Raw genomic sequence first — 15303 nt, 5'->3', positions numbered from 1 at the left:
GTGTTCGCTTCAGACGCGAAGCCTTCGCGTCTGAAGCGAACACGATCCGGCTGCTGAGGCGACGTACGCCCTACCTCGGTGCCTGGAAGCCGCCGATCTTCTGCTCAAGCAGTTCGGCCAGCCGCAGCGGGGTGCGGTCCTCGAACATCGGACCGATGAGCTGCACTCCCACCGGCAGACCCTCGGGGGACCGGCCCGTCGGCACGGCGGTGGCGGGCAGGCCGGGCATGGTGGCCAGACCGGCCCAGACGAGCTGGTCGAAGTACGGGTACTCGACGCCGTCGATGTCGATCCGGCGTTCCCTCGGATCGGGGTTGTGGTCGTGCGGGAACGCGGGAGTCGGCGTGATCGGGCACACCACGGCATCGAACTCGGCGAAGAGCTGCCGCCAGCCGTGACGGTGAAGCTCGCGACGGCTGTTCGCCTCCAGCCAGTCGCGGTGGCTCAACACCATCCCGCGCAGTACTGCCGCATCCAGACTCTGGTCGTCCGCGCTCAGTCCGGCGGCGCGGGTCCGCAGCTGCTCGTAGGAGTCGACGGGAAAACGGGCAACGGAGCCCGAAAACAGCAACTGTCGGTAAAGCATGGCGGCTTCGGTCAAATCGGGCAGCAGCGGACTGTGCCGTTCGACGCGGGCGCCGCCGTCGGCAAGGGCGTCGGCCACCCGGTTCACGCCCGCCCGCACGGCGGACCCGGTCGGAATGAGCGGATGCTCGTCGATGATCAGGACCCGGAAGTCGCCGAGCCGCTCGTGGCGCGCGGGCGGCAGCGTCAGGTCGTACGCCACACCGTGCGTCAGCGGGTCCGGTCCGGCCATGACGTCGAGCAGGAGCGTGAGGTCGCGGGCGGTGCGAGCCATCGGACCGACGACGGCGAGGTCGAGGTCGACCGGCAACGGCGGTGCCGGCGGCGCGACCATGCCGCGGGTTGCCGCAAGTCCGAGTGTCGGCTTGTGCGCGTAGATACCGCAGAAATGCGCGGGGGTACGCAACGAGCCGGCGAGGTCGGAGCCGATGGACAGCGCGCCGAACCCGGACGCCAGGGCCGCCGCCGAGCCGCCGGAGGATCCGCCCGACGTGCGATCGTGATCCCACGGGTTATTGGTGGTGCCGTAGATCTCGTTGAAGCTCTGGATATCTTGCAGCCCCACCGGCACATTGGTCTTACCCAGCACCACCGCGCCCGCGGCCTTGAGCCGCGACACCTGTACCGCGTCCTCGGCCAGCACATAGTCCCGGTGTTGCGGCATGCCCCAGGTCGTGGGCAGCCCAGCCATGTTGTAGGACTCTTTGACCGTCACCGGAATGCCCAGCAGCGGCCGGTCCTCGCCGCGGGCGCGCGCCTGGTCGGCATCGCGCGCGGCGGCCCGCGCCCGGTCGAAGTCCGGCACACAGATCGCGTTGATCACCTCGTCGTCGCGCTCGATACGGGCAATCGCTTCATCGGTCAGTTCCGCCGAGGTCACTTCACCGGCACGCAAGGCAGCCGCGAGTTGTTCGGCTGTCGGAAAATTCAACTCCATGAATCCGACCGTATGGGCTTGTGGGGGAGGGCACGAAATGCCGCTTCGCACAACGGGATAGGGGTGTGAACGCCAAGACCCCGGGTCAGCTGAAGTCCAGGCCGCCCGTACGGGTGCGCTTGAGCTCGAAGAAGTTCGGGTAACCGGCCAGCAGCCGCACGCCGTCGAAGATCCTGGCGGCTTCCTCGCCCCGCGGGATCGCGGTCAGGACGGGTCCGAAGAAGGCGACCCCGTCGATGTGGATGGTGGGCGTGCCCACCTCTTCCCCGACGGGGTCCATGCCCTCGTGGTGGCTCTTGCGCAGCGCCTCGTCATGGTCGGCCGAGTGAGCCGCGTCCGCCAGCGACTCCGGGAGGCCGGCGTCGGCCAGCGCCTTTCTGATCAGTTCGTCCGAGACCTCGCCGTCATCGTTGTGGATGCGCGTGCCGAGGGCCGTGTACAGGTCGCGCAGCACGCCCTCCCCGTGCGCCTGCGCCGCGGCGGTGCACACGCGCACGGGACCCCAGCCCGTGTCCAGCAGGCGGCGGTAGCGCTCGGGCAGGCCGTCACGGCCCTCGTTGAGCACGGACAGGCTCATGACGCGGAAGCGCAGGTCGATGTCGCGGTGGCGCTCGACCTCCAGGATCCAGCGGGAGGTGATCCAGGCGAAGGGGCAGACGGGATCGAAGTAGAAGTCGACTTTGTGTGTCATGACCATGAGCGTACGGGGGAGGTGGACCGTCGGTCAGGTCCAATTCCCTCCGTGGATCGTGGGCCAATCCGCGTTCCATGCGTCTGCGGGGCCCGGAAGCGCTACTGCGGCCGCTCGCAGGGCGCGGCGCGGGCGCTCGTGGGGCGGCGCCCGGCGTCACGCGCACCCCTTCCGGACGTGGCGCGGGGATCCCGTTCCCGGGTTACTTCCCGGCCTTGTGCAGGAGCTGGGCGACCGGCTGATCGGTCGCCACGTACATCACCGAGTACGCCACGCTCGCGACGCCGACGGCGGACACCGCTACACCGGGCGCAAAACTCTTCTGTTCACCGACGCCGGGCGGGATCACTTGGCCGAACTGGCGGTTGACGTCCACCCGGCGGAGCGGCATCGGATTCCGGCTCCTCGGCGCCGCCGTGGCGGCTGCCCGGGACGGATCCCGGCGCTGCGTCGTCGCGCAGGCCGGGGCCGGATCGCTCGGCGACCGGTTCCTGTCGGCCCAGGGCTTCCGCAAGGTCTTCACACTGCGGTACGCCCGCCTCGCGCTTGCGGGCGCGGGCCTCGGGGCCGGCCTTTGTTCCACGTAGCGCATGGTGGCCCAGCTGACGCGCAGGCGCATTGCGGGTGGTGGAGGTCAGACGGTGATGGCGAAGACCCAGAGGTGAGGGTTGGGGCCCATGATGATTGCGTAGTGGACGATGGCCGCGGGCGTCGTGACGATGCGCACCGTGTCGTCCATCTCGTACTTGTCGGCCTGCGGCCAGGACCAAGGGTCGGAGCAGGCCCGCAGCATTGCGTTGTGCAGTTCCTGCCTGACAGTGACCGGCAAGGCCTTGATGGTCTCGCCTACGCTTGCGGCGAACCGTGCGGGGATGGCCGTCACGTGCCGAAGACCTCGCTCATGTCCATCGCGCCCTCTTCGGATTCGCCGGTGGTCTTCCACTTCTTGTAGGCCGCGAGGGCATGCATCTGTGCGCGGGCTTCCCTCAGTGCCGGACTGCCGGATGCCGCGGCTTGGTCGGCTGCGAGCACATCGCTTACGTAATCGCCGATGCTCATGCCGGCGCGGGCGGCAGCGGCCCGCACTTGCTCGGCCAGATCTTCAGGAACTCGCGCGTTCAGCTGGGTCGTAGCCATAGCGGAATCCTAGCGATCTGCTATGCGGCTTGGCAGGAGAATGAGGCGATGCGTCACGAGCGGGGGGACGGGCGGGGCTGTCGTGTCGGCGGTGCGCGCCGGGCGCCGTGTGCTCAGCGGCGCTGCACGGCGGCCGAGACGATCTCGCCGTTGTTCACCGTGAACGTGCCGGAGAAGTACCGGTGAGATCCGTCGGTCTGTGTCGCGTCGAGCTCGACGCCCACGGTGTCGCCGGACACGGAGGTGACGGTGACGGAGTCCGACGCGGTGGTCGCGAAACCCTTGACGAACTCCCCGTAGGAACCACCGAGGTTCTTGCCCCCGAGCTCCCAGGCGCGGGCGTAGTCATGGTTGTTGATGGCGGCGTAGTAGTCCTGCACCACCTGCTGGGGAGCGGCGGCGGGCGTGCCGTTGGGCGGTTGGGCCGGTGCGGGTGGTGCAGGTGGTGCAGGTGGTGCGGACGGCGGGGTGCTGGGGGCCGTGGACGGTACGGGCTGCGGAGCGGGGTGCGGGCTGCTCGTCAGTTTCCACACCGCGAGACCGCCGCCGAGGAGGCCCAGGACCAGGGAGACCGCGGTGATCAGCGCACGCACGCGCGCCTTGCGCCGGGGCGGGCTGCCACTCGGTGCGCCCGGCGGAGGCGGAGGCGGAGGTGGGGGCGGAGGTGGAGACGGGGGCGGAGTGATCGGTTGTGTCGCCGTGACGGACGGTCTGGCCACCACGTCGGCGAGCATGCGCCGGGCCTGCTCGGCGTCGGGCCGCTGATCCGGGTCCTTGCTCAGCAGCGCCTCGACCACCGGGGCCAGGGAGCCGGCGTGCCGGGGCGGCGGCAGTGGGTCGGCGGCCACCGCTCGCAGGGTTTCGGCATTCGTGGCGCGCCGGAACGGGGGCTCGCCTTCCAGGGCGCTGTACAGCGTGGCGCCCAGTGACCACAGGTCCGACGGCGGGCCGGGCGGGCCCGCGGCCAGCTCCGGCGCCACGTACGCGGCCGATCCGACGGCACTGACGATGCGGGCCAGGTCGGCCGGGCCCTCGAACGCGGCGAGGCCGAAGCCGGTGAGCACCACCCTGCCGCTGTGTTCCAGCAGCACGCTCGCCGGTGTCACGTCCCCGTGGAGCACGCCGGCCCGGTGGGCCTGTTGCAGGGCGCCCAGCAGCGGCTGGGCCAGGCGGGCCGCATCACGCGGCCGCAGCGTCCCCTCCTTGGAGAGGACGTCGGCCAGGGAACGCCCGTCTACCAGCTCCATTACGATCCACGGCCGCCCGTCCTGCTCCAGCACGTCGAAGACGGTGACGGCGTTGGCGTGCCGGACGGCCGCCGCCGCCCGGGCCGTCCGCAGGATGCGGGAGTACAGCGCGGCGAGCTCCTCGGGCGGCAGACCGCCGACGGTCACTTCCTTGACCGCGACCTCGCGGTCGAGCACGGTGTCCGTCGCCCGCCGGACCGTGCCCGTCGTGCCGCCGCCGAGCGTCTCGCCCAGCCGGTAGCGGCCGGCCAGTAGCCGTTCCGCTCCGGGGCCCGGCCCGGGGCTCCCACCGGTTCCGGGACCGCCCTGCCCGCTCACGGTGCGTCCCTTCGTGATCCCTGATTCCATACTGCGCCGCCGGGCCGGGGTTCGCCTCATCCGCACCCCCTTGATCCGCCGGGCCCGCGGTGCGAGGCTGAATTCAGGGGACCCCTCGGAAGGGTCCATGCCATGACCAGCGCGAATGACGAATTCGTCGCCACCCATACGGTCCCCGCGTGGGGCGCGGATCTGTGGAGCCTGCCGGATCCGGAGCAGCAGCCCGTCGCCGAACTCCCCGGCGGCACGGAAGTGCAGGTCGTCGAGCGACGGCCCGACGGCTGGGTACGCCTCACGACCCGCGGCGGCCCGCCCGGCTGGACCGACGGTCGCCATCTGGAGGCGGTCCCGCCCGACGAGTCCGTCGATGCCGACGCCATGGAGCTGATCGCGCAGTTGCAGGGCGCGCTGTCGACCTGTTCGCAACTGCTTGAGGATTTGAAGGACGGGCGGATCGACGCCGGATCCTTCCGCAGCCGGTCGTTCCGCGCCGGGCTCGTCCTGCGCGACGAAGAAGCGTGGATGTGGGACTTCGCGAGCGGCTGGCACTGCTACGACGGCGTCGGCCTGCGCCAGATGGACCTGTCGGCCGAGGGCCGCTCGGATGCCGGGCGGGGGCGCGCTGAGGGGCGCGAGGAGCAGTCATGAAGGACTTGTCGCGGGGCTTCGACGACCTCATGCAGATGGAAAAGGCGCAGGATCTGATCAGGGGGTACGAGGAGGGGCTGGCTGCCAAACGAGCGATCCTGGCGAATAAGGAGGCGCAGCTCGCGGAGGGCAGCTTCCACTCCGGCATGACCGCGGAAGAGACAAAGGTCTGGGTCCAGCACCTCCGGGAGGGCATGGCGGAGCTCCAGCAGAGGATCGAACAGGTGCGGGCAGCGCTGTCGCGGGGGCCGGATGCCTGCCGTTCGTTGCTCCAGCAGAGAGCGGCCGAGGAGGACATGTTCCGCCGGGCGTTCGGGAGGATGCGCGACAACGTCGTTCCTCCCGAGCCGCAGGCCGCACCGGAACCCGGCGGTGCCGACTTGGCCCCCGACGTTCCGGCGGAACCTCCTCGCCAAGGGTTGGTACGGAAGCCCGGCGGCGGCGTGGGGCAGGAGGTTCCCACGGGAGGCTTTCCCGCCACGGAGGCCGCCGAGGTACCGGGCGGCATCGGCGCGGCCCCGGAGCCTCCGCCGGTCGCACCTGTCGCCGCGGGCGAAGAAGTCATCGCGGGCAGTGACGCGGCCGCGGGCGCCGGAGCCGAAGTCGTGGGCGCCTCGCGGCTCGGCAGGGTGCTCGTGGGGCTTGTGATCATCGCCGGTGTGGCGATAGGCGGTTACTGGGCCTACAACCACTTCACCTCGCCGCCGGCGTCGTCTCCGTCCTCTCCCACGGCTACACAGCCGGCCTCCTTCGACATCAACGGGGACTACAACGGGACCGCGAACGGAGCGGCGTGTGCGAAGCCCCAGTGCTATGTCACCGTGACGAAGGTGAGCGACCCGAGCGGGCCCGGCGCCGACAATGCCGGGAAGATCACCGTGAATTTCACCGCCGTGAACTGGACGCCGGCGTCCACGGGCGTGGCCAGCGTGATCAACATGAAGATCGGCCCGATGGATGCCTGGCTCCAGCAGGACGGCACGGTCAAGGAAACCGGTTACAACCCCTGGACCATCATTACCGACACCACGCCCGGCAGTAACTCCCGGACGTCCGGGAGCTACAAGCTGAGCGGGAAGTTCACCAGCGGTACGAACGGTTCACCGTCGTACACGCTCACGATGAACGTGTCCGGCCTTGACTACCAGCTCGTGGGCACCCGCGCGGGCTGAGCCTCAGCGGTGCCCGTTCCGGACGTGTTCCCTGCGCTTGCGCTCGACCTCCTCCACCGCGGTGGGGCTCTCCCGGAGGGCTGCGGCGCGCTTCATGACGAGGACGGCGCAGGTGAGGCATGAGGCGGTTGCCGCCGTCCGGCTGCCCTCTTCTTCGTCGTACGGGTGGGCATTCGCACGGGCGTTCATCATGTCCGGCCTCCGGTTCGTCTTGCTTGTTGTAGCGGGCAACTCATGTTCAGAGAACTAGAGTTGCCGAGGCGGAAACCCGACCACCAGGACTGGATGTCTCCCGTGTAAGCAGGGGAGATGGGAGGTGCACACGTGCCTGCACGACCACGCCCGCTGACGCCTACGCGGTCCGCCCGGCATTTGTTCGGTGCGAAGATGCGCGCGTATCGCGGCGGTATGAGCCTGGAGCGGCTCGCCGAGATCGTGAACTTCAGCAAGAGCCACCTTGCGCGGGTGGAGACGGCGGATTCGATGCCGCCGCCGGAGCTCCCGGCGTTGCTGGACGCCGCGTTCGACACGGACGGGATCTTCGGTGAGCTGTACCAGCTCGCACGGAATGAGAGCCTTCCGGATCAGCTCCAGAGGCGGATGGAGCTGGAAGCGCAGGCGTGCGTCATCGCCGAGTACACATGCCAGGTGGTTCCGGGCCTCGTACAGACCGCGGACTTTGCCCGCGCCCTCTTCAAGGCGCATTACCCGCGTGCGACGGAGGACACGATCGAGGAGATGGTGAACAGGCGGATGATCCGGCAGGGGGTGTTTCTGCGTGACAATCCGCCGGACTACTCCGCGATCCTCGATGAGGCGGTTCTGCGCCGCGGCTTCGGCGGGCCCGCCGTCATGCGGGCGCAACTGACCCGCCTGATCCACTTCATGCTGAATTCCACGGGCGTGGTGCAGGTGCTGCCGTTCGCCTACGGAGGTCATCCTCTGGTGGGCGGCTCCCTGGCGTTGTTCACCCTCGATGACGGTGCTCAAGTGGCTTGGGAGGAGGGCAGTGACAGCGGGACGCTGATGGAAGATCTCGAAAGGGCCACTGCCCGTCGGCGTTCCTACGATCTGCTGAGGTCCTGCGCCTTGTCGCCGTCGGAATCGGCGGCATTCATTCAGTCGGTCCTGGACACCTTGCCCGATGAGTACGGTCCCTTGGCTTACCCGGCACCAATGGGCCGACCGTAGCCGCAACGCAAACGAGGGCCGTACGGGGAAACCCCGTACGGCCCTCAGGCTTACGTCCCGCTACGCGGGAACGGAAGCAACACCCACCGGCAGGAACCGCTTCCCGTTGGCCTTCTCGGCGGTGCCGGAGCGGTCCAGGTACGGCGTGATGCCGCCCAGGTGGAAGGGCCAGCCCGCGCCGGTGATCAGGCACAGGTCGATGTCCTGGGCCTCGGCGACGACGCCCTCGTCCAGCATGAGGCCGATCTCCTGCGCGACCGCCTCCAGGACGCGGGCGCGCACCTGCTCCTCCGTCAGGACGGAGTCGCCCTGGACGAGCAGCGCGGCGACCTCGGGGTCCAGCTCCGGCTTGCCGGAGTCGTAGACGTAGAAGCCGCGCTTCCCGGCCTTGACGACCGCGGCGAGGTTCGGGGAGACCTTGAAGCGGTCGGGGAACGCGCCGGCCAGCGTCTCGGAGACGTGGAGGCCGATCGCGGGGCCGACGAGCTCCAGGAGCACCAGCGGGGACATCGGCAGGCCGAGCGGCTCGACGGCCTTCTCCGCCACGGCGACGGGCGTGCCCTCGTCGATGACGTTCTGGATCTCGCCCATGAAGCGGGTGAGGATGCGGTTGACGACGAACGCCGGGGCGTCCTTCACCAGGACCGCGGTCTTCTTCAGCTTCTTCGCGACGGCGAAGGCCGTGGCGAGCGACGCGTCGTCCGTCTTCTCACCGCGGACGATCTCCAGCAGCGGGAGGATCGCGACGGGGTTGAAGAAGTGGAAGCCGACGACCCGCTCGGGGTGCTTGAGCTTGGACGCCATCTCGCTGACGGACAGCGAGGAGGTGTTCGTGGCGAGGATGGTGTGGGCGGGGACGACCGCCTCGACCTCGGCGAAGACCTGCTGCTTGACGCCCATCTCCTCGAAGACGGCCTCGATGACGAAGTCCGCGTCGCCGAAGCCGGCGGCCTTGTCGAGGGAGCCGGTGACGGCGGCCTTGAGGCGGTTGGCCTTGTCGTTGCCGATGCGGCCCTTGGCGAGGAGCTTGTCGATCTCGCCGTGGACGTAGCCGACGCCCTTGTCGATGCGCTCCTGGTCGATGTCGGTGAGGACGACCTGGACCTCCAGGCGGCGCGCGAAGAGCAGCGCGAGCTGGGAGGCCATCAGGCCGGCGCCGACGACGCCCACCTTGGTGACGGGGCGGGCCAGCGAGCGGTCGGGGGCACCGGCCGGGCGCTTGGCGCGCTTCTGCACCAGGTTGAAGGAGTAGATGCCGCTGCGCAGCTCCTCGCCCATGATCAGGTCCGCGAGGGCCTGGTCCTCGGCGTCGAAGCCCTGGCGCAGGTCGCCGTTCTTCGCCGCGGAGATGATCTCCAGGGCGCGGTAGGCGGCCGGGGCGGCGCCGTGCACCTTGGAGTCGGCGATGAAGCGGCCGCGCTCGACGGCCTGGTCCCAGGCCTCGCCGCGGTCGATCTCGGCGCGGTCGACCTGGACGTCGCCCTTGAGGACGCGGGCGGTCCACAGCAGTGACTGCTCCAGGAAGTCGGCGCCGTCGAAGAGGGCGTCGGCGATGCCGAGCTCGAAGACCTGCTTGCCCTTGAGCTGGCGGTTCTGGTTGAGCGAGTTCTCGATGATGACCGAGACCGCGCGGTCGGCGCCGATGAGGTTCGGCAGCAGGGTGCAGCCGCCCCAGCCGGGGACCAGGCCGAGGAAGACCTCGGGCAGGGAGAAGGCCGGGATGGCCCGCGAGACGGTCCGGTAGGTGCAGTGCAGACCGGCCTCGACGCCGCCGCCCATGGCCGCGCCGTTGTAGTACGCGAACGTCGGGACGGCGAGGGAGGACAGGCGCTTGAAGACGTCGTGGCCGCCCTTGCCGATGGCGAGCGCGTCCTCGTGCTTCTTCAGCAGCTCGACGCCCTTGAGGTCGGCGCCGACGGCGAAGATGAACGGCTTGCCGGTGAGGCCGATGCCGGTGATGGAGCCCTCGGCGGCCTCCTTCTCGACCTGGTCGATCGCGGCGTTCAGGTTCGCGAGCGACTGCGGGCCGAAGGTGGTCGGCTTGGTGTGGTCAAGGCCGTTGTCCAGCGTGATGAGCGCGAAGCGCCCGGCGCCGAAGGGGAGGTCGAAGTGGCGCACGTGCGCCTGCGTCACGACCTCGTCGGGGAACAGCTCCGCCGCACCCTTGAGAAGTTCAGCGGTGGTGCTCACTTGTTGCCTCCGTCGAAGTGCGGGTTCTCCCAGATGACCGTTCCGCCCATGCCGAGGCCGACACACATCGAGGTGAGGCCGTAGCGGACGTGCGGCTGCTCCTCGAACTGGCGCGCCAGCTGCGTCATCAGGCGCACGCCGGACGAGGCCAGCGGGTGGCCGAAGGCGATGGCGCCGCCGTACTGGTTGACGCGCGGGTCGTCGTCGGCGATGCCGTAGTGGTCCAGGAGCGCGAGCACCTGCACCGCGTACGCCTCGTTCAGCTCGAACAGGCCGATGTCGTCGATGGTCAGGCCGGCCTTGGCCAGGGCCTTCTCCGTCGCCGGGATCGGGCCGTAGCCCATGACCTCGGGCTCGACACCGACGAAGGCGTACGAGACGAGGCGCATCCGGACCGGCAGGCCCAGCTCGCGCGCGACGTCCTCGGCGGCGATCAGCGAGGCGGTGGCGCCGTCGTTGAGGCCGGAGGCGTTGCCGGGGGTGACCCGGCCGTGCGGGCGGAACGGCGTCTTGAGGTTGGCCAGCCCCTCCATGGTGGTGCCCGGGCGCATCGGCTCGTCGGCCGTGACCAGGCCCCAGCCCAGCTCCCCGCCCTCGGGCGTGGTGCGGCGCACGGAGATCGGCACGAGGTCGGCCTGGATCTTGCCGTCGGCGTACGCCTTGGCGGCCTTCTCCTGGCTGCGGACCGCGTACGCGTCCGCGCGCTCCTTGGTGAGCTGCGGGTAGCGGTCGTGCAGGTTCTCCGCGGTCATGCCCATGACGAGGGCGGAGTCGTCGACCAGCCGCTCCGAGAGGAAGCGCGGGTTGGGGTCCACGCCCTCGCCCATCGGGTGGCGGCCCATGTGCTCGACGCCGCCCGCGAGGGCGATGTCGTACGCACCGAAGGCGACGCCGCCGGCGACGGTCGTCACGGCGGTCATCGCGCCGGCGCACATGCGGTCGATGGACATGCCGGGCACGGTCTGCGGCAGGCCCGCGAGCATGCCGGCCGTGCGGCCCAGGGTCAGGCCCTGGTCGCCGATCTGCGTGGTCGCGGCGATGGCGACCTCGTCGATCTTGGCGGCGTCCAGGTTCGGGTTGCGGCGCAGCAGCTCACGGATGCACTTGATGACGAGGTCGTCGGCGCGGGTCTCGTGGTAGATGCCCTTCGGGCCCGCCTTGCCGAACGGGGTGCGGACGCCGTCGACGAATACGACGTCCCTAGCGGTACGAGGCACGTTGGCTCTCCTCCATGTGCGGGATCGCTGCGCTTGGGCATGCCGGAAACACGGGCTACGCCACGGCGCGGGGCTCACGGTCATGCTACTTACGGGTAACTATGTTGCCCAGTCCCCTGGCGGGGAGCGGCGAAGGTCACATTCCGTGTACGGGGGCGCCTACCGCGGGTTCGCCGAGTGCGGCGGCCGCGGCGAGTGCGGCACCGCCGGACCGGCCGGTGAGGGGCAGGTCGCCGCTGCGGCGGGAAGGACGCGGGGCCGCGCCCCCGGCCCCGGGCGGGCCGGGGGCGCGGCCCCGAGGAACGGTGAAAGGACGGGCCGGGGCTCTCCCCCGCCGCGACGGTGATCAGCCGCAGCCGGCCGGTCCGGCGGTGCCGGACCGGCCGTGCCCCGCACGTGCATGCCGGGGCTGCCCCGTACCGGAAATCAGGCCGAGCCCTCCGTCAGGGCCTCGACCAGGACCGGGGTCACCTGTTCGATCTGCCACGGGCGGGCGCCGTGCGCGGAGAGGACCTCCGCCACCGACTCCGGCGTCGCCGCCTTCGGCGGCTCCCAGCACAGCCGCCGCACCGTGTCCGGCGTGATCAGGTTCTCCTGCGGCATCGTGAGGCGCTCGGCGAGCGCGGACACGGCCGTACGGGCCGCCGTGAGCCGGGCCGCGGCCGCCGGGTCCTTGTCGGCCCAGGCGCGCGGCGGCGGCGGGCCGGTGAGCGGCTGGCCGGGCTGCGGCAGCTCGGCGTCCGGCAGGGCGCGGGCGCGGTCGACCGCCGCCTGCCACTGCTCCAGCTGCTTGCGGCTCATGCGGTGCCCGAAGCCGGGCAGGGCCGCCAGCGCATGGGCGTTCGGCGGCAGGTTCAGCGCGGCCTCGACGATCGCGGCGTCACCGAGCACCTTGCCCGGCGAGACGTCGCGCCGCTGCGCCACCTGGTCACGGGCGGTCCACAGCTCGCGCACCACCGCCATCTGGCGGCGCCTGCGCACCTTGTGCATCCCGGACGTGCGGCGCCAGGGGTCCTTGCGGGGCGGGGCGGGCGGCGCGGAGGCGATGGCGTCGAACTCCTGGCGGGCCCACTCCAGCTTGCCCTGCCGCTCCAGCTCCGCCTCCAGGGCGTCGCGCAGGTCGACGAGGAGCTCCACGTCGAGGGCGGCGTAGCGCAGCCAGGGGTCGGGCAGGGGGCGGGTCGACCAGTCGACGGCGGAGTGGCCCTTCTCCAGGGCGTACCCCAGGACGTTCTCCACCATGGCTCCGAGACCCACCCGTGCGAACCCGGCGAGCCGTCCGGCCAGCTCGGTGTCGAACAGCCGCGTCGGCGTCATCCCTATCTCGCGCAGGCACGGCAGGTCCTGGGTGGCTGCATGCAGCACCCATTCGGTGTCGGCGATGGCTTCGCCGAGCGCGGACAGGTCGGGGCAGCCGACCGGGTCGATGAGCGCGCTGCCGGCGCCCTCGCGGCGCAGCTGTACGAGGTAGGCGCGCTGGCCGTAGCGGTATCCGGAGGCGCGCTCGGCGTCGACGGCGACGGGGCCGGTGCCGGCGGCGAACGCGGCGACGACCGCCGCGAGGGCATCGTTGTCAGCGACGACCGGCGGGATGCCTTCGCGTGGCTCCAGTAGGGGGATCGGCGCCGAAACGACGTCGTCCGGGGGGCCGCCCCCGGTGGTTCGCAGTGGTGTGTCTGCTGCGGTTTCTTGGGCGTCGGTCACCGGTCAAGGGTATCTGTGTATGGCAAGCGCCCGCCGACGGAACGTCCCGTCGACGGGCGCGGCGTGTGGGGCCGGCGGGGGAGAGGGGGTGGGTGAGGGGATGAGGGGGAGGGTGAGGGGGTGGTGGTGCGGTGCGGCCGGGGGCGCGGGCGTCAGTGGATGATGCCGGTGCGCAGTGCGACGGCGACCATGCCGGCGCGGTCGCCGGTGCCGAGCTTGCGGGCGATCCGGGCCAGGTGGCTCTTGACGGTCAGGGCGGACAGGCCCATCGACACGCCGATCGCCTTGTTGGACTGCCCCTCCGCGACGAGCCGCAGCACCTCGACCTCGCGGCCGGACAGCTCGCGGTAGCCGCCGGGGTGGCCGGGGGCGCCGGGCGGGCGGCGGTGCAGCCGGGCAGCGGCCGCGGAGCCGATGGGGGCGGCGCCGGGGCGGCCCGGAACGCCGAGGTTGGTGCGGGTGCCGGTGACGACGTAGCCCTTCACGCCGCCCGCGAGGGCGTTGCGCACGGCGCCGATGTCGTCGGCGGCGGACAGGGCCAGGCCGTTCGGCCAGCCCGCGGCGCGGGTCTCGGACAGGAGGGTGAGCCCGGAGCCGTCGGGGAGGTGGACGTCGGCCACGCAGATGTCGCGCGGGTTGCCGACGCGGGGGCGGGCCTCCGCGATGGACGACGCCTCGATCACGTCTCGCACGCCCAGCGCCCACAGGTGCCGGGTGACGGTGGAGCGGACACGGGGGTCGGCTACGACGACCATGGCCGTCGGTTTATTGGGGCGGTAGGCGAGGCTCGCAGGTTGCTCGAGGAGAACGGACACCAAGCCTCCAGGGGGGAGTGGCGGGGGGACGGGTCCGGCTTTGGGGGTAAGCCGGGGTAATCCGTATGGGAAGGGTCACAAGCCTCTTCGGCACCGAAGCGTCCCGGCTTTAGGGAATGATCACGAATTGGTGAGTAACAATTCGGGCAATTCGGATGCGAACGGTCGGCAACCGATCAGGTTGCCGACCGAAACGGTGCCCGGGGGCGGGCGAATTCGGTCATGGATACGGCATCCGGGTGACCGTTCCGCGGCGCGGGGCTCGGCGGTGCCGTACGGCTCGGGGCGGGTTCGGCGCCGCCGGGGTGCGGCGGTGCGGCTGAGCGCCGCGGGGGCGGTTCCAAGGACGCGGGGCGTCCTTGACCGGCCGGTCCCGGCCGCGCTCGGCCGTGAAGGGGCCCGGCCCCTTCATTCCCGCCGCGGCGGCGCTCAGCCACAGCGGACGTATCCGGCGGTGCCGGGCCCACCTGAGCCCGTACGGCACCGCCGGACAGCGCCGCTTCGGCTGAGCGCCGTCGCGGCGGATTCAAGGATGCGGGCATCCTTGACCGGCTGGAACCGGCTGGAACCGGCTGGAACCGGCCGGTACCGGCCGTGAAGGGGCCCGGCCCCTTCAAGCCCGCCGCGGCGGTGATCAGCCGCAGCGGACGTATCCGGCGGTGCCGGACTCGCCTCGCCCTCGTACGGCGAAAGCGCGCGCAGCGCTACCGGCGGCCCTGGGGGTCCCGTCTCTGGGGGAGGGTCACCACGCCCGCGTCCGGGGCGCCGCCCGGGGGGAGGCCCGCGATCTGGCACAGCAGGTCGCACCACGCAGCGAGGTGCGCCGCGGTGTCCGGCACCCCCGCCTCCTCCGGCGGCTCCGCGGCCGGGCCGCCGCCCCCCTTCCCGCCCCGGACCGCCCGTACGGGCTTGGCCGCCGCCGGCGGGACCGGCGACCAGGAGGCCCGGATCTCGATGCGCGTCGACGGCTCCCGGTCGGAGAGGCCGCCGAAGTAGTGGGACCCGGCCCGCGTGACCGTCCCGCTCGGCGCCGCGTACGGCACGCGCCGTGCCTCCAGCGCGCCCGTGAGCCAGGACCAGCAGACTTCGGGGAGCAGCGGGTCCGCCGCCATCTCCGGCTCCAGGTCCGCGTGCACCAGCGTCACGAGCCGGAACGTGCCGCCCCAGGCCTCGTGCCCGGCGGGGTCGTGGAGCAGGATCAGCCGGCCGTCGGCCAGCTCCTGGTCGTCGACGACGACCGCGGCCTCCAGCGCGTACGAGAAGGGGGCGAGCCGCTGGGGCGGCGGCGTCGCGTCGAGCTCGATCTCCGGCCGCAGGCGCACCCCTTGCAGCCCGGCGACCGCCTGCCGGAAGACGGACGGGGAGCCCTCCCCATCCGCGTCGTCCGGACCGTCCGAGAGGTGTCCCTGCGCCGCAGCCATGCCCGGAAGACTAGGCGGAACGAAGCGCGG

The 15303-nt window shown here is 71.3% G+C and carries 16 protein-coding genes; 4 read left to right on the top strand and 12 right to left on the bottom strand.

All coding sequences use genetic code 11. The features are described from left to right. Nucleotides 1–70 precede the first annotated feature (70 nt). From D7231_RS14525 to D7231_RS38345, 3 genes are all read right to left on the bottom strand, one after another. Entirely contained in the window at nucleotides 71–1522 is a 1452-nt protein-coding gene (locus D7231_RS14525) for an amidase (protein WP_120755831.1), read from the bottom strand. 85 nt (nucleotides 1523–1607) lie between these two features. After that, nucleotides 1608–2213, bottom strand: a complete 606-nt coding sequence (locus D7231_RS14520; protein ID WP_120756044.1) for a mycothiol-dependent nitroreductase Rv2466c family protein — start codon at nucleotides 2211–2213, stop codon at nucleotides 1608–1610. A gap of 202 nt (nucleotides 2214–2415) precedes the next feature. Further along, nucleotides 2416–2604 carry a hypothetical protein gene (locus tag D7231_RS38345; RefSeq protein WP_120755830.1) on the bottom strand — a complete coding sequence of 63 codons (189 nt, stop codon included), beginning with the start codon at nucleotides 2602–2604 and terminating at the stop codon, nucleotides 2416–2418. 25 nt (nucleotides 2605–2629) lie between these two features. On the opposite strand from D7231_RS38345, the gene D7231_RS38340 reads away from it, so the two are divergent. After that, on the top strand, nucleotides 2630–2800 hold the full coding sequence (locus tag D7231_RS38340; RefSeq protein WP_158673756.1) for a hypothetical protein: 171 nt from the start codon (nucleotides 2630–2632) through the stop codon (nucleotides 2798–2800). Between the two features lie 47 nt (nucleotides 2801–2847). Here the strand turns inward: D7231_RS38340 and D7231_RS14510 are convergent, their stop codons facing one another. The 3 genes from D7231_RS14510 to D7231_RS38115 all read right to left on the bottom strand — a co-directional run bounded on the left by D7231_RS14510 (nucleotide 2848) and on the right by D7231_RS38115 (nucleotide 4915). Then, nucleotides 2848–3042 (bottom strand): hypothetical protein, encoded by a 195-nt coding sequence (locus D7231_RS14510; RefSeq protein WP_147449724.1) that lies wholly within the window; start codon nucleotides 3040–3042, stop codon nucleotides 2848–2850. A 50-nt stretch (nucleotides 3043–3092) separates the two neighbouring features. Then, nucleotides 3093–3350 (bottom strand): hypothetical protein, encoded by a 258-nt coding sequence (locus D7231_RS36160; protein ID WP_147449723.1) that lies wholly within the window; start codon nucleotides 3348–3350, stop codon nucleotides 3093–3095. Nucleotides 3351–3463: 113 nt separating this feature from the next. Further along, nucleotides 3464–4915, bottom strand: a complete 1452-nt coding sequence (locus D7231_RS38115; RefSeq protein WP_158673755.1) for a protein kinase domain-containing protein — start codon at nucleotides 4913–4915, stop codon at nucleotides 3464–3466. Between the two features lie 132 nt (nucleotides 4916–5047). Between D7231_RS38115 and D7231_RS36490 the strand changes: the two genes are divergently transcribed. Both D7231_RS36490 and D7231_RS14495 read left to right on the top strand, forming a co-directional pair. Continuing rightward, nucleotides 5048–5563 (top strand): SH3 domain-containing protein, encoded by a 516-nt coding sequence (locus tag D7231_RS36490; protein ID WP_158673754.1) that lies wholly within the window; start codon nucleotides 5048–5050, stop codon nucleotides 5561–5563. Then, nucleotides 5560–6735, top strand: a complete 1176-nt coding sequence (locus D7231_RS14495; RefSeq protein ID WP_120755826.1) for a hypothetical protein — start codon at nucleotides 5560–5562, stop codon at nucleotides 6733–6735. The genes D7231_RS36490 and D7231_RS14495 overlap by 4 nt, the downstream gene beginning before the upstream one ends. Before the next feature lie 3 nt (nucleotides 6736–6738). Here the strand turns inward: D7231_RS14495 and D7231_RS14490 are convergent, their stop codons facing one another. Beyond that, nucleotides 6739–6927, bottom strand: coding sequence for a hypothetical protein (locus tag D7231_RS14490; RefSeq protein ID WP_120755825.1), 189 nt, complete (start codon nucleotides 6925–6927; stop codon nucleotides 6739–6741). A 195-nt stretch (nucleotides 6928–7122) separates the two neighbouring features. Here D7231_RS14490 and D7231_RS14485 point away from each other — a divergent pair, with 195 nt between their 5' ends. After that, nucleotides 7123–7926 (top strand): helix-turn-helix domain-containing protein, encoded by an 804-nt coding sequence (locus D7231_RS14485; RefSeq protein ID WP_422396710.1) that lies wholly within the window; start codon nucleotides 7123–7125, stop codon nucleotides 7924–7926. A 60-nt stretch (nucleotides 7927–7986) separates the two neighbouring features. On the opposite strand, the gene D7231_RS14480 is transcribed toward D7231_RS14485, so the two are convergent. The 5 genes from D7231_RS14480 to D7231_RS14460 all read right to left on the bottom strand — a co-directional run bounded on the left by D7231_RS14480 (nucleotide 7987) and on the right by D7231_RS14460 (nucleotide 15273). Further along, the gene (locus tag D7231_RS14480; protein WP_120755823.1) at nucleotides 7987–10116 is read right to left on the bottom strand and encodes a 3-hydroxyacyl-CoA dehydrogenase NAD-binding domain-containing protein; all 2130 of its coding nucleotides are present in this window, start codon (nucleotides 10114–10116) and stop codon (nucleotides 7987–7989) included. Continuing rightward, nucleotides 10113–11333, bottom strand: a complete 1221-nt coding sequence (locus D7231_RS14475) for a thiolase family protein (RefSeq protein ID WP_120755822.1) — start codon at nucleotides 11331–11333, stop codon at nucleotides 10113–10115. The genes D7231_RS14480 and D7231_RS14475 overlap by 4 nt, the downstream gene beginning before the upstream one ends. Nucleotides 11334–11759: 426 nt before the next feature. Next, entirely contained in the window at nucleotides 11760–13037 is a 1278-nt protein-coding gene (locus D7231_RS14470; RefSeq protein WP_120755821.1) for an HRDC domain-containing protein, read from the bottom strand. Nucleotides 13038–13189: 152 nt separating this feature from the next. Beyond that, nucleotides 13190–13852 carry a response regulator transcription factor gene (locus D7231_RS14465; protein WP_030369345.1) on the bottom strand — a complete coding sequence of 221 codons (663 nt, stop codon included), beginning with the start codon at nucleotides 13850–13852 and terminating at the stop codon, nucleotides 13190–13192. A 704-nt stretch (nucleotides 13853–14556) separates the two neighbouring features. Further along, a complete protein-coding gene (locus tag D7231_RS14460; protein ID WP_120755820.1) occupies nucleotides 14557–15273 on the bottom strand; it encodes a DUF3000 domain-containing protein in 717 nt (238 codons plus the stop codon). Nucleotides 15274–15303 lie beyond the last annotated feature (30 nt).

The sequence above is a fragment of the Streptomyces klenkii genome (genome assembly GCF_003626645.1).
Lineage (GTDB): Bacteria > Actinomycetota > Actinomycetes > Streptomycetales > Streptomycetaceae > Streptomyces > Streptomyces klenkii.
This window is presented reverse-complemented; position numbering and strand designations above follow the sequence as displayed.

What these genes read in the sequence shown, in the direction of transcription:
- D7231_RS14495 (WP_120755826.1), top strand. Translation starts at nt 5,560, where the DNA reads ATGAAGGACTTGTCGCGGGGCTTCGACGACCTCATGCAGATGGAAAAG.
- D7231_RS14490 (WP_120755825.1), bottom strand. Translation starts at nt 6,927, where the DNA reads ATGATGAACGCCCGTGCGAATGCCCACCCGTACGACGAAGAAGAGGGC.
- D7231_RS36490 (WP_158673754.1), top strand. Translation starts at nt 5,048, where the DNA reads ATGACCAGCGCGAATGACGAATTCGTCGCCACCCATACGGTCCCCGCG.
- D7231_RS38345 (WP_120755830.1), bottom strand. Translation starts at nt 2,604, where the DNA reads ATGCCGCTCCGCCGGGTGGACGTCAACCGCCAGTTCGGCCAAGTGATC.
- D7231_RS14525 (WP_120755831.1), bottom strand. Translation starts at nt 1,522, where the DNA reads ATGGAGTTGAATTTTCCGACAGCCGAACAACTCGCGGCTGCCTTGCGT.
- D7231_RS14520 (WP_120756044.1), bottom strand. Translation starts at nt 2,213, where the DNA reads ATGACACACAAAGTCGACTTCTACTTCGATCCCGTCTGCCCCTTCGCC.
- D7231_RS14460 (WP_120755820.1), bottom strand. Translation starts at nt 15,273, where the DNA reads ATGGCTGCGGCGCAGGGACACCTCTCGGACGGTCCGGACGACGCGGAT.
- D7231_RS36160 (WP_147449723.1), bottom strand. Translation starts at nt 3,350, where the DNA reads ATGGCTACGACCCAGCTGAACGCGCGAGTTCCTGAAGATCTGGCCGAG.
- D7231_RS14485 (WP_422396710.1), top strand. Translation starts at nt 7,123, where the DNA reads ATGCGCGCGTATCGCGGCGGTATGAGCCTGGAGCGGCTCGCCGAGATC.